Below are 11,455 nucleotides of genomic sequence, written 5' to 3' on the forward strand. Positions count from 1 at the left end.
CGCGCGGCGGCTACAGCTCGATCGACGCCATGTGCGAGCCCGACACCTTCACGTAGCCGAGGCTCGCGTAGAGGCCGTCGGCGCCCGTCGGGCTCGCGGTGTCGACGTCGAGCACCGCCGCCTCCATGCCGTCGGCCGCGAACGAGCGCATGCCCGCGGCCAGCAGCGCGAGCGCGATGCGCCGGCCGCGGTAGGCGCGGCGCACGCCGAGCAGGTCGGTGTAGCCGAACGAGTAGCCGCGGAGGGCGAAGTCGCCCTCGTAGCGGCTCGCCATCTGGTAGCCGACCACGAGCGGGGCGCCGGCCTCGAGCGCGGCGCGCGTCTCGGGATCCGTGTCGTCGGCCGCGAGCAGCGCCGCCGCGTCGGGCGCCTCGTCGACCACGAGCCACGACCACGTCGGGGCGAACTCGCTGCGCCCGCGCGTCCACTGCTCGGCCGCGATCGGCTCGCTGCCCCAGTGGTCGCGGAAGGCGTCGTTGTGCGCGAGGCGCGTCGCCTCGTCGAGCTCCTGGCTCCACGGCACCAGCCGCAGCGAGCCGGCGAGCTCGACCTCGCGGATCGGGTGCTCGTCGCCCAGCGGCCGCTTGAGGTCGGCGAACCAGCGGCGCAGCTCGAAGCCGCCCGCCTCGTGCAGGGCGAGCTTCGACGCGGGCGCGTCGTCCTCGGCGAAGGTCGCGATGCGGGCGGGCAGCTCCTTGCCGGAGGCGGCGAGCAGCTGGCGGCCGCGCGCGATGAGCCACGCCTGGAGCTGGGTGCCGATGCCCTCGCCGCGGCGGTCGGGGTGCACGTTGCCGAACACGAAGGCGCGCACGGTGCGGAGGTCGCCCGGACGCGTGTCGGCGAAGCCGGCGGCGACGAGGCGGCCGTCGGCGTCGTAGCCGAGCATCGAGTCGGTCTCCAGGTGCTTCCAGGGCGCGGTGAGGTCGTCGCGGACCTCCTCGAGCGTCTCGCGGTAGGGCTCGCGGTCGGCGTCGCCGATGACGTGCAGCAGCTCGGTGAGGGCGGGCGCGTCGTCGACGGTCGCCGGGCGCCAGGAGAGGCCTCCCGCGGTGAGCTCGGGCAGGGTCTCGGGCGCGGCGGCGCGCACGGCGATGGGGGCGAGGTCGTCGGTCACGGAGCAAGGCTACGAGGCGGCGCCCGTAGGGTCGATGCATGACGAACCGACCGACGAGGATCGGCGTGCAGCTCGCGCCGCAGCACGCGACGATGCAGGCCACGATCGATGCCGCCCGCCGGCTCGAGGAGATGGGCGTCGACGCCGTCTTCAACTGGGACCACTTCTTCCCGCTCTCCGGCGACCCGGACGGCGCGCACTACGAGGCCACGACGCAGCTCGCCGCGTGGGCGCAGGCGACCGAGCGCATCCAGCTCGGCCCGCTCGTGTTCTGCAACTCGTACCGCAACCCCGATCTGCTCGCCGACGTCGCGCGCACGATCGACCACATCTCCGGCGGCCGGTTCCTCCTCGGCATCGGCTCCGGATGGTTCGAGCGCGACTACGTCGAGTACGGCTACGAGTTCGGCACCGTGGGGTCGCGGCTGAACGACCTCGGCGCGGCGCTGCCGCGCATCCGTGCCCGGCTCGAGCGCCTGAACCCGGCGCCCGCGGGCCCGATGCCCATCCTGATCGGCGGCAAGGGGGAGCAGAAGACGCTGCCGCTCGTCGCCGAGCACGCGAGCATCTGGCACTCCTTCGTCGGCCCGGACGAGCTGCCGCACAAGCTCGACGTGCTGCGGCGCCACCTCGAGCGCTTCGGCCGCTCGCTCGACGACGTCGAGGTCTCGAACGGCGCGAGCATCCGCGACGGCGTCGGGGGCGTCGCCTTCGAGCGGCTCGACGCTCTGCACGAGCTCGGCACGCGCCTGTTCACGATCCCGCTCTCGGGCGACGACACCCCCGACGGGTTCGCGCTCGACCGCGTCCAGGCCTTCCTCGACTGGCGCGACCGGAGGAACGCGTAAGCGTTGCGGAGGGAGCGGGTCGAGCGGGTCGAGCGCGTCGGCCCTGCCGGCCGACGTCTGTCGAGACCAAGACCGGCGGAACAGCGTGCGCTAGGCCCGGAACGCCTCGATCAGCCCCTGCACGACCGCGTCGCCGCCGCCGCGCGCGAAGTCGGCGCGCTGCTGCGCCGCCGAGCCGCCGCGCTCGAGCACGCGCCCGGCCGCGGCGAGCGAGCGGGAGGCGCCGAGCTCGTCGGCGATCGGTGCGAGGCGCTCGATCGCCTCGCCGAGCGCGTCGCGCACGTGCTGGAGGGCGCACTCCTCGTCGGCGATGATCGTCGCGTCGAGGCCGTGGCGGGCCGTGCGCCACTTGTTCTCGCGCACGAGCCACGACGGCAGGTGCAGCTGCGGCCGCCCCTCGTCGAGCGCGCGCGACGCCTCTTCGATGAGGCAGTGGGTGAGGGCCGTGACGCCCGCGAGGTCGTCGATCGAGGGCGCGCCGTCGGCGATGCGCACCTCGAGCGTGCCCAGGTGCGGCGAGGGCCGGAGGTCCCAGCGCAGCTCGCCGAGGTCGGAGATCACGCCGGCCGCGAGCATCTCGTCGATCGCGCGGCGGTACTCGGCCCAATCGACGAACGCCGGGGGCAGGCCGCCCGTCGGCAGCTGCTGGAACAGCATCGTGCGGTGCGAGGCGAAGCCGGTGTCCTCGCCCTGCCAGAACGGGCTCGACGCCGAGAGCGCCAGGATGAGCGGCAGCCGGTCGAGCATGGTGCGCAGCAGCGGCACGACCTTCTGCGGGTGCTCGACGCCGACGTGGTTGTGCACCCCGAAGATGACGAGCCGGCGGCCCCAGTCGCGCGAGCGCTCCACGACGCGGCGGTACCGCGGATCGTCGGCCTGGTCCTGCTCGCGCCAGCGGCACGTCGGATGCGTGCCGGAGCCGATGAGCGCGAGCCCCAGGCGGTCCGCGGCGGTCGCGGCGAGGTCGCGCATCCCGCGCAGCTCGTCGACCGCGTCGTCGGTCGACCGGTGCACGCCCGTGATGAGCTCGATCATCCCGGCGAGGAACTCCTTGTCGAAGCGGCGGTCGCCGATGCCGGCGAGCAGCTCCTTGGCGCGGGGCACCATGGCGCCCGTCGTGGGGTCCACGACGGCGAGCTCCCACTCGACGCCGAGGGTCGAGCGGGCGGAGGACGCGAACTCCATGGGTCGAGCGTAGGGCCGCCGACCCGCGGGCGCGCACCACGCGACGGGATGTGACAGAATGAGGGGTCGAGCTCGCGCCCCGACCCTCTCTTCGGCGCGCCGAGCCAGCAAAGCTTTGCGAGCGGCGCATCCCCACATGCGCACGAGCGCGGTGCACTCAACCAGAACAGCAGGAGAACTGTGGCAGTCAAGATCCGTCTGAAGCGCTTCGGCAAGATGCGCGCCCCGTACTACCGCGTGGTCGTGGCCGACTCGCGCACGAAGCGCGATGGCCGCGTCATCGAGGAGATCGGCAAGTACCACCCGACGGAGCACCCGTCGCTCATCGAGATCGACAGCGAGCGCGCGCAGTACTGGCTCGGCGTCGGCGCGCAGCCGACCGAGCAGGTCGCCGCGCTCCTCAAGCTCACGGGCGACTGGGGCACGTTCACGGGCGAGGGCTCGACCGAGAACCAGGTCCAGCAGCCCGAGGGCCGCAAGGCCTTCGTCGCCGACGAGGCCAAGAAGCCGGTGCTCAAGCCCAAGGCCGAGAAGCCGGCAGAGGCGAAGGCCGACGAGACCGCGGAGGCGCCCGCCGAGGACGCCGCCGAGGCCGAGACGACCGAGTCCTGAGCATGCTGCGCGACGCGCTGGAGCACCTCGTCAAGGGCATCGTCGATCGCCCGGACGACGTGCGCGTGCGCGCGCGCGACACGCAGCGCGGCGAGGTCCTCGAGGTGCACGTGCACCCCGAGGACCTCGGCCGCGTCATCGGGCGCGGCGGCCGCACGGCCGGCGCCCTGCGCACCGTGATCGGTGCGCTCCCCGGAGGTCGCCGCGTCCGCGTGGACGTGGTGGACACCGATCGCTAGGCCCGCCGTGCCGGCCCGCACCCAGCTGCGCGTCGGCCGGCTCTCCAGGGCCCACGGGCTCAAGGGCGCGATCAAGGTCGAGCTCTACACCGACGACCCCGCGCGGCGCTTCGTGCCCGGGGCCCGGTTCGCGCTCCAGGTGCCCACCTCTTCGAAGTGGCACGGCAAGTCGATCGAGCTCGTCGAGCTGCGCGTCTACAACGGCAGTCCCGTGGCGTTCTTCGCCGGCGTCGACGACCGCACCGAGGCCGAGAGCCTCGTGAAGGCCGTGCTGTGGGTCGAGCAGGACCCGACGGAGCTCCCCGAGGAGCCTGACGCCTGGTACGTCCACCAGCTCGCGGGCCTCGAGGTCTGGCGCGACGGCGCCCGCATCGGGCGCGTCGTGCGCGTCGACGCCCTCCCCGCGCAGGACATGCTCATCGTCGAGCACGACGGCGCCGAGGTCATGGTCCCGTTCGTCTCGGCCATCGTGCCGGAGGTCGACCTCCGCGCGGGCCGCGTCGTCGTGACGCCGCCGCCCGGCCTCTTCGAGGAGCTCGAGGCGGAGGCCGACGAGGAGGCCGAGGCCGTCGCGGCAGCGGATGCCGACGAGGCAGGGCAGGCCGAGGCGCCCGCCGATCCCGCGAAGGACTGACGTGCGGATCGACATCGTCACGATCTTCCCGGAGTTCTTCGGGGTGCTCGACGTCTCGCTCCTCGGCCGCGCGCGCCGGGAGAGCCTGCTCGACCTCCACGTCCACGACCTCCGCGACTGGACCCACGACCGCCACCGCACGGTCGACGACACGCCCTACGGCGGCGGCGCCGGCATGGTCATGCGGCCCGAGCCCTGGGGCGAGGCGTTCGACGCGCTGCTCGGCGACGACGACGCGGATGCCGTGGTCGTCCTCCCGAGCCCCGCGGGCGTGCGCTTCACGCAGCCGCTCGCGCGCGAGCTCGCGCACGAGCGCCGGCTCGTGTTCGCGTGCGGCCGCTACGAGGGCATCGACGCGCGCGTCGCGCAGCACGTGGCGGGCCGGGCGCGCGTCATGGAGATCAGCCTCGGCGACTACGTCCTGAACGGCGGCGAGGTCGCGTCGATGGCGATGATCGAGGCGATCGGCCGGCTCGTGCCGGGCGTCGTCGGCAACCCCGAGAGCCTCGTCGAGGAGAGCCACGAGGCGGGCCTGCTCGAGCACCCCTCGTACACGAAGCCGCAGGTGTGGCGCGGCCTCGAGGTGCCCGAGGTGCTGCGCAGCGGCAACCACGCCGCCATCGCCTCCTGGCGCCGCGAGCAGGCCGTCGAGCGGACCCGCCGCGTCCGGCCCGACCTCCTGCCGCCCGACCTCGCCGACACCGTCTGAGGCTTCGCCGAGCGCCGCGCCGCGCCGCGCGCCCTCAGCGAACACCGTCCTCGCGCACGGCCCGCGCGGCTAGCCTCGAGGACATGGCAGCACCCCGGTCCGAGCCGACCCAGCGCGCGACGAGCGCGGGGGAGCGGCCCCGCGCGCTGCGGGTCGCGTTCTGGATCGCCGTCGGCTCCATCGTCGCGCTCCCCGCCTGGCTCATGTTCGGCCGCGCGCTCGCGGGCGCGCCGATCGGCGAGGCGCTGCTGCTGCAGGCCTTCCTCGGCCCGGGCCTCGCGCTGCTCATCGCCGTCGTCGTCGGCCTCACCGCGGCGCGCAAGGAGGTCCGCCGGCCGCGGGCGCTCACCTGGCGCGACGTGCGGCTCATCGGCCCGTGGCTGCTCGTCATCGCGCTCATGGGGCTCACGATCGTCGACACCTCGGGCACCGCGACCGGCTCGGCGCTCACCGCCTGGTTCGGCGACGGCTGGCTCACGGCGTCGCAGTCGTTCACCGCGATCGGCGTGCTCGCGACCCTCATCGGCGGCGCGGTGCTCGCCTGGCTGCAGGCGCTCGAGCTCGGCCGCGAGACGCGCCGCCGCGTCGAGCGGCTCGTCGACGAGATGCAGTCGCCGCTGCTCGAGCAGCGCGCGCGCCACGAGGACGCGAGCTTCGAGCGCCTCGACGGCCCGCAGTCGGGCCGCACCATCCGCCTCGAGGGGCAGCGCGAGGGCGACGACCGCGCCTGACCGGCGACGCCGCGTGGCGCAGCGCTGCCCGGATGTGGCAGGATAGGTCGTTGGTGCCGAACGCCGTCCCCGCCTCCGGGCGGGCCTCTGCCACAGGGGAGCAGACGCGGGCACCGCATCCACGAACATCCTGACGCGGTCGACCTGTGGCGGCCGCAGAGAGCGACACCGCCATGCACATCCTCGACAAGGTCGACGCAGCCAGCCTCCGCACCGACGTCCCCGACTTCCGCCCCGGCGACACCGTCAAGGTGCACGTCAACATCATCGAGGGCTCGCGCTCGCGCGTCCAGGTGTTCCAGGGCGTCGTCATCGGCCGCTCGGGCCACGGCGTCCGCGAGACCTTCACGGTCCGCAAGGTCTCGTTCCAGGTCGGCGTCGAGCGCACCTTCCCGGTGCACTCGCCGGTCATCGACCACATCGAGCTCGTCAGCCGCGGCGACGTCCGCCGCGCGAAGCTCTACTACCTGCGCAACCTCCGCGGCAAGGCCGCGAAGATCAAGGAGAAGCGCGACTTCTCCTGATCCACGAGCGACGGGGGCCGGCGATCGCCGGCCCCCGTCGTCGTTCCCGGATCGTGACCAGAATCGCCCGCGGACGGCGCGGGACGCGGGTGCGGCGCACCTAGACTTGCTGCGGTGGAAGGGCGGGCGATGACGAACGAGGTCGACACCGGCGAGGCCCGCCGGGCACCCGGGCGGGGGGTCCTGCTCTTCGTGCGCGACATCGTCGTGATCTTCCTCGTCGCGCTCCTCATCTCCTTCCTCGTGAAGACGTTCCTCATCCGGCCCTTCTGGATCCCGTCGGAGTCGATGAACGACACGCTGCAGGTCGACGACCGCATCATCGTGAGCCTCCTCACGCCCGCGCTCATCCCGATCGAGCACGGCGACGTCGTCGTCTTCGAGGACCCGGGTGGCTGGCTGCCCGAGCCGCCCCAGGAGGAGGAGACGGGGCTCGCGGGCGCCGTCGACGGCTTCCTGACGTTCGTGGGCCTCGCGCCCGAGGACGAGCACGGCTACCTCATCAAGCGCGTCATCGGCCTCCCGGGCGACCGGGTGGAGTGCTGCAACGACTTCGGGCAGCTGCTCGTGAACGGCCAGGCGATCGATGAGCCGTACCTGCGCCTCGACGCCGAGGGGCAGCCGGCGAGCTCGATGTCGTTCGACGTCACGGTGCCCGAGGGGCACCTGTGGGTGATGGGCGACAACCGCAACCACTCGGGCGACTCCCGCGCGCACATGGATGCGCCCGGCGGCGGCTTCGTGCCGATCCAGACCGTCGTCGGCCGCGCCCTCGTCGTGTCGTGGCCGCTCGAGCGCTGGGCGTGGCTCGACCGCCACGAGGAGACGTTCGTCGGCGTCGAGCCGCAGGGCTCCGCCGCCTGGCCCGTGCTCCCGAGCGGCGTGCCCGGCTGATGCCGATCGTCCCGACGCTCGAGCTCGAGCGGGAGCTGTGGGCGACCGCGGAGGTCGTCATCGGCATGGACGAGGTGGGCCGCGGCGCGCTCGCCGGGCCCGTGAGCGTCGGCGCGCTCGCGCTCCGCGCCGACTGCGAGGGCATGCCCGAGCACCTGCGCGACTCGAAGACCATGACGCAGCTGCGCCGCGAGGCGACGGCGCCGCTCGTGCGCGGCTGGGGCGTCGCGGCGGTCGGCCACGCCTCGAGCGAGGAGATCGACCGCCTCGGCATCCAGGTCGCGCTCGGCATCGCGGGGCGCCGCGCGCTCGTCGCGCTCCACGAGGCCGGCATCGCCGTGCCGGAGGCCACGATCCTGCTCGACGGCGCCCACGACTGGCTCGCGCCGGCCCTGCGCGCGCCCGTGCGCACGCGGCTGCGGACGAAGGCGGACCGCGACTGCGGCTCGGTCTCGGGCGCCGCGTGCGTCGCGAAGGTCGAGCGCGACGCCTGGATGGTCGAGGCCGATGGCCGGCATCCCGGCTACGGCTGGGCGTCGAACAAGGGCTACGGCTCGGCCGAGCACATGGCGGCGATCGCCGCGCTCGGCGCGACGGGGCTCCACCGGCGCACGTGGCTGCGGTCGACGCCGGCGCAGGAGGCGAGGCCCGCGCAGGCGGAGCCGTTGCCGGGCCGGCTGGACGCCAGGGCCGTCGCGGCGCCGTAGGATGGCCGGGTGGAACCCGAGGACATCGAGGACTACGACCGCGAGGTCGAGCTGGCGCTCTTCAAGGAGTACCGCGACGTCGTCGGCATGTTCAAGCACGTCGTCGAGACGGAGCGGCGCTTCTACCTCGCGAACGACGTCAAGCTGACGCGGCACGACGCCGGCACCGACTTCTACTTCGAGCTCGAGCTCACCGACGTGTGGGTGTGGGACATCTACCGCTCGGACCGCTTCATCAAGTCGGCGAAGATCCTCACGTTCAAGGACGTCAACGTCGAGGAGCTCGCGAGCCGCGACCTCGAGCTGCCGAAGGACCTCGCGATCGAGGAGTAGGCGCGCCGCGCCGGCGTGCGTGCCGGCGTCGACGGCCGCTCAGGCCGCCTTGGCCGCGCCGACCGCGAAGTTGTCGCGGAACAGCCCCGTCGGGTCGACCTCCGCCTTGATCGCGCGCAGCCGCGCGAGGGTCGCCGGCGGGAAGGCGCGCTCGAGCAGGTGCGGGTCGGTGCGCTGCTCGAAGCTGAGGTAGAGCCCCTCCATCCGCTCCTCGAGCTCGCCCCACAGCGCGTCGAACGCCGCCGAGGTGCCGATCGCCGTGACCGACCAGCGGGCGTCGCGGTGCGCGAAGGCCGTCGCGCCGGCCGGCACGTCCTCGGTCGCGCCGCCCATCGCGCGCAGCTGGAACCACGGGGATGCGCCGGAGTCGACGAGCGCAGCCGCGCGGTCGGCGAAGCCGGCGTCGAGCGTGCGCACGAGGCCGGAGCGGAACTGCGGCTCGCCGACGGCGGGCGCGCGGTCGCCCGGCGATGCCATGACGTCGGCGTAGGAGGCGAGCGCCACACGCTGCCCGACGAGCGGGCCGAGCGCCGCGAACGGCTGGAGGCGGTCGACGATCGTGTCGGGGTCGTCGCTCTCGACGACGCCGTAGAGGTGCGCGACGGCGTGGGCGGAGCCGCGCCCGGGGGAGAGCACGGCGAAGAGCGTCGTGTCGCGGGGCGTCGCCTCCATCGTCGTGCCGAATCCCTCGACGAAGGCGGAGACGTCGTCGATCTCGATCGCGAGCTGCGCGTGGCCGACCTGCCCGACCTCGGCGGCGCGCAGCTCGAAGGCGACGACGACGCCCACGTTGGCGCCGGCGCCGCGGATCGCCCACAGCAGCTCGGGCCGCTCGTCCTCGGTCGTGCGCACGACGCTGCCGTCGGCGAGCACGACCTCGGCCGCGACGAGGCTGTCGATCGTGAGGCCGTGCGCGCGGCCGAGCAGCCCGATGCCGCCGGCCGTCGCGAGGCCGCCCACGCCGACGCCGCCGTGGTCGCCGCTCGAGATCGCCCAGCCGCGCGGTGCGAGCGCCGCGGCGACCCGCGTCCAGGTGGCGCCCGGGCCGAGCCGCACGATCCGCTCGCGCTCGTCGAGCACCTCGATGCCGTCGAGCGCACCGACGTCGATGACGATGCCGCCGTCGTTCGTCGAGCGGCCGCTCACGCCGTGGCCGCCGGAGCGGATGCCGAGCGGCACCTCCGGGTGGGCGCGGGCGACGCCGACGGCGTCGACGACCTCCGCGATGGTGCGCGGCCGGAGCACGAGGCCCGGGCTGCCGCCGCGCATCGCGGTGGAGCGCACGGCGGCGTAGCCGAAGTCGCCCGGCTCGACCGCGCGGTCGCGGAGCGACTCGGGGAGGGCGTCGTAGGCGATGCCCTCCCGCCGCGCGGCGAGCGCTCGGGCGCCGCGGCCGGGCGCCTGCGTGCCGGTCGCGGCGCGCGCGGCGGTGACGGCCTCGCGCAGCGCGGCGCCCGTGCCCTCGGCGAAGCGGTGGATGGCGCCCTCGTCGTCGGCCATGACGATGAACGTCGAGACGCCGTCGTCGAGCGCGAGGCGCACGAGCTGCTCGAGCGGCTCGTCGCCGCGGATGTTGAGGAGGCGACGGATCTCGCACGGGTCGCGGCCGGCGCGCGCGGCGGCCTCGTCGATCCGCCGGTTGCCGTCGGCGAGGTCGCCGGGCTGCAGGTAGGGGAGCGAGGGCAGCCAGCCGTCGCCGAGCTCGCCCGTGAGGCGCAGCATCCGGGGCTTGTAGGCGCCGACGTGGATCGGGATGCGGTGCGCGGGCGCGGGCCCGCGCTTCGCGCCCGCGAGCGGGTAGTGCTCGCCGCCGCGGACGCCGCCGCGCACGTCGGTGTCCCACAGCTCGCGGATGACCCCGATGCCCTCGCGGAGCGCGTCGACCGACTGGCCCGGGGTGAGGCGCCGACCGCCCATCGCCTCGATCGCGTCCCAGAAGCCGCCGGCGCCGAGCCCGAGCTCGAGGCGGCCGCCCGAGAGCAGGTCGAGCGAGGCCGCAGCGCGCGCCGTGACCGGCGCGGGGCGGAGCGGCAGGTTGAGCACGTTGGGCGAGAGGAGCACGCGGTCGGTCTTGGCGGCGACGAACGACAGCAGCGTCCAGGTGTCGAGGAACGACGGCTGGTACGGGTGGTCCTGGAAGGTGACGAGCTCGTAGCCGGCCGCCTCGGACGCCTGCGCGAGCGCGACCACGCGGTCGGGGTGCGCCGCGCTCGGCGTGATGAAGGTGCCCAGCTGGAGCGGGTGGCCGTAGTCCACGGGATGCCTCCTCGGCGATTCGTGCTGTTGGACAACCTATCTGGCGCGCCGCCTATTCCAGTACGCTGGTGGCATGGCGGACGGCACGGTGGAGGCCTCGGAGGCGGCGCGGACGGACGACACGGAGCTGGGCTGGTCGCTCGGCGTGCTCTTCCGCGAGTGGCAGCGCCGCGCGCAGGCGGCGACGGCCGACCTCCCGCACGGGCCGCGCGGCTTCCAGATCCTCGCGACGCTCGACGGCGCGACGCCGCGGCAGGGTGCGCTCGCCGCGCACCTCGGCATCGACCGGACGGTGCTCACCTACGTCGTCGACGACCTCGAGGCCGCCGGCCTCGTCGCGCGCCGCGTCGACCCCGCGGATCGCCGCGCGCAGCTGCTGGCGCTCACCGAGGCGGGTGCCGCGCGGCTCGCCGCGCTGGGCGACGCGGTGGCCGCGAGCGAGCGCACGCTGCTCGAGGGGTTCGACGCCGACGACGCGGCCGCGCTCCAGGCGCTCGTGCGGCGTGCCGCGATGCGCCTCCACGCGGGCGAGGGCGAGCACGACGCGTGCCGCATCGTCGCCGATGTCGCGGCCGTGCTCGACGCGGGCGCGGCCCCCGCCGACCCGCGCTAGCCGAGCCCCGCTCTCCACAGGCTCGGCCGCGGGCACCGCGCGCGGAGCCCGGCGTG

The 11,455-nt window shown here is 74.5% G+C and carries 14 protein-coding genes; 11 read left to right on the plus strand and 3 right to left on the minus strand.

What is annotated here, in order from left to right; all coding sequences use genetic code 11:
* Positions 1 to 10 precede the first annotated feature (10 nt).
* Positions 11 to 1,114 carry a GNAT family N-acetyltransferase gene (locus tag IEW90_RS06000; protein WP_188717044.1) on the minus strand — a complete coding sequence of 368 codons (1,104 nt, stop codon included), beginning with the start codon at positions 1,112 to 1,114 and terminating at the stop codon, positions 11 to 13.
* 38 nt (positions 1,115 to 1,152) lie between these two features.
* Between IEW90_RS06000 and IEW90_RS06005 the strand changes: the two genes are divergently transcribed.
* The gene (locus IEW90_RS06005) at positions 1,153 to 1,962 is read left to right on the plus strand and encodes an LLM class F420-dependent oxidoreductase (RefSeq protein WP_188717046.1); all 810 of its coding nucleotides are present in this window, start codon (positions 1,153 to 1,155) and stop codon (positions 1,960 to 1,962) included.
* A gap of 90 nt (positions 1,963 to 2,052) precedes the next feature.
* Here IEW90_RS06005 and IEW90_RS06010 read toward each other — a convergent pair whose 3' ends face one another.
* Positions 2,053 to 3,147, minus strand: a complete 1,095-nt coding sequence (locus IEW90_RS06010) for a carboxylate-amine ligase (protein WP_188717048.1) — start codon at positions 3,145 to 3,147, stop codon at positions 2,053 to 2,055.
* Positions 3,148 to 3,327: 180 nt separating this feature from the next.
* Between IEW90_RS06010 and rpsP the strand changes: the two genes are divergently transcribed.
* From rpsP to IEW90_RS06055, 9 genes are all read left to right on the plus strand, one after another.
* Positions 3,328 to 3,759, plus strand: coding sequence for a 30S ribosomal protein S16 (gene rpsP, locus IEW90_RS06015; protein WP_188717050.1), 432 nt, complete (start codon positions 3,328 to 3,330; stop codon positions 3,757 to 3,759).
* A 2-nt stretch (positions 3,760 to 3,761) separates the two neighbouring features.
* A complete protein-coding gene (locus tag IEW90_RS06020; RefSeq protein WP_229679509.1) occupies positions 3,762 to 3,998 on the plus strand; it encodes an RNA-binding protein in 237 nt (78 codons plus the stop codon).
* Between the two features lie 7 nt (positions 3,999 to 4,005).
* Positions 4,006 to 4,632 carry a ribosome maturation factor RimM gene (gene rimM / locus IEW90_RS06025; RefSeq protein ID WP_229679510.1) on the plus strand — a complete coding sequence of 209 codons (627 nt, stop codon included), beginning with the start codon at positions 4,006 to 4,008 and terminating at the stop codon, positions 4,630 to 4,632.
* A 1-nt stretch (position 4,633) separates the two neighbouring features.
* The gene (gene trmD, locus IEW90_RS06030) at positions 4,634 to 5,341 is read left to right on the plus strand and encodes a tRNA (guanosine(37)-N1)-methyltransferase TrmD (RefSeq protein WP_188717052.1); all 708 of its coding nucleotides are present in this window, start codon (positions 4,634 to 4,636) and stop codon (positions 5,339 to 5,341) included.
* A gap of 83 nt (positions 5,342 to 5,424) precedes the next feature.
* Positions 5,425 to 6,072, plus strand: coding sequence for a hypothetical protein (locus IEW90_RS06035; RefSeq protein ID WP_188717055.1), 648 nt, complete (start codon positions 5,425 to 5,427; stop codon positions 6,070 to 6,072).
* A 173-nt stretch (positions 6,073 to 6,245) separates the two neighbouring features.
* Positions 6,246 to 6,596: a 50S ribosomal protein L19 gene (gene rplS / locus IEW90_RS06040; RefSeq protein WP_188717058.1), complete on the plus strand. Its 351-nt coding sequence runs from the start codon at positions 6,246 to 6,248 to the stop codon at positions 6,594 to 6,596.
* A gap of 129 nt (positions 6,597 to 6,725) precedes the next feature.
* A complete protein-coding gene (gene lepB / locus IEW90_RS06045) occupies positions 6,726 to 7,490 on the plus strand; it encodes a signal peptidase I (protein WP_188717060.1) in 765 nt (254 codons plus the stop codon).
* Entirely contained in the window at positions 7,490 to 8,197 is a 708-nt protein-coding gene (gene rnhB, locus IEW90_RS06050; protein ID WP_188717062.1) for a ribonuclease HII, read from the plus strand. The genes lepB and rnhB overlap by 1 nt, the downstream gene beginning before the upstream one ends.
* Before the next feature lie 9 nt (positions 8,198 to 8,206).
* Positions 8,207 to 8,530 (plus strand): DUF2469 domain-containing protein, encoded by a 324-nt coding sequence (locus IEW90_RS06055; protein WP_188717063.1) that lies wholly within the window; start codon positions 8,207 to 8,209, stop codon positions 8,528 to 8,530.
* A gap of 39 nt (positions 8,531 to 8,569) precedes the next feature.
* Here the strand turns inward: IEW90_RS06055 and IEW90_RS06060 are convergent, their stop codons facing one another.
* A complete protein-coding gene (locus tag IEW90_RS06060; RefSeq protein ID WP_188717065.1) occupies positions 8,570 to 10,786 on the minus strand; it encodes an LLM class flavin-dependent oxidoreductase in 2,217 nt (738 codons plus the stop codon).
* Between the two features lie 73 nt (positions 10,787 to 10,859).
* Here IEW90_RS06060 and IEW90_RS06065 point away from each other — a divergent pair, with 73 nt between their 5' ends.
* Positions 10,860 to 11,399 (plus strand): MarR family winged helix-turn-helix transcriptional regulator, encoded by a 540-nt coding sequence (locus IEW90_RS06065; protein ID WP_188717067.1) that lies wholly within the window; start codon positions 10,860 to 10,862, stop codon positions 11,397 to 11,399.
* The last annotated feature ends 56 nt before the right edge of the window (positions 11,400 to 11,455 follow it).

Origin of the sequence: Agrococcus terreus (genome assembly GCF_014645235.1) — a bacterium.
Classification (GTDB): domain Bacteria; phylum Actinomycetota; class Actinomycetes; order Actinomycetales; family Microbacteriaceae; genus Agrococcus; species Agrococcus terreus.

Excerpts from the sequence above, each read along its gene's own strand:
- IEW90_RS06005 (WP_188717046.1), top strand. The coding sequence starts at position 1,153 with ATGACGAACCGACCGACGAGGATCGGCGTGCAGCTCGCGCCGCAGCAC.
- IEW90_RS06010 (WP_188717048.1), bottom strand. The coding sequence starts at position 3,147 with ATGGAGTTCGCGTCCTCCGCCCGCTCGACCCTCGGCGTCGAGTGGGAG.
- IEW90_RS06020 (WP_229679509.1), top strand. The coding sequence starts at position 3,762 with ATGCTGCGCGACGCGCTGGAGCACCTCGTCAAGGGCATCGTCGATCGC.
- IEW90_RS06035 (WP_188717055.1), top strand. The coding sequence starts at position 5,425 with ATGGCAGCACCCCGGTCCGAGCCGACCCAGCGCGCGACGAGCGCGGGG.
- rplS (WP_188717058.1), top strand. The coding sequence starts at position 6,246 with ATGCACATCCTCGACAAGGTCGACGCAGCCAGCCTCCGCACCGACGTC.
- lepB (WP_188717060.1), top strand. The coding sequence starts at position 6,726 with ATGACGAACGAGGTCGACACCGGCGAGGCCCGCCGGGCACCCGGGCGG.
- rnhB (WP_188717062.1), top strand. The coding sequence starts at position 7,490 with ATGCCGATCGTCCCGACGCTCGAGCTCGAGCGGGAGCTGTGGGCGACC.
- IEW90_RS06065 (WP_188717067.1), top strand. The coding sequence starts at position 10,860 with ATGGCGGACGGCACGGTGGAGGCCTCGGAGGCGGCGCGGACGGACGAC.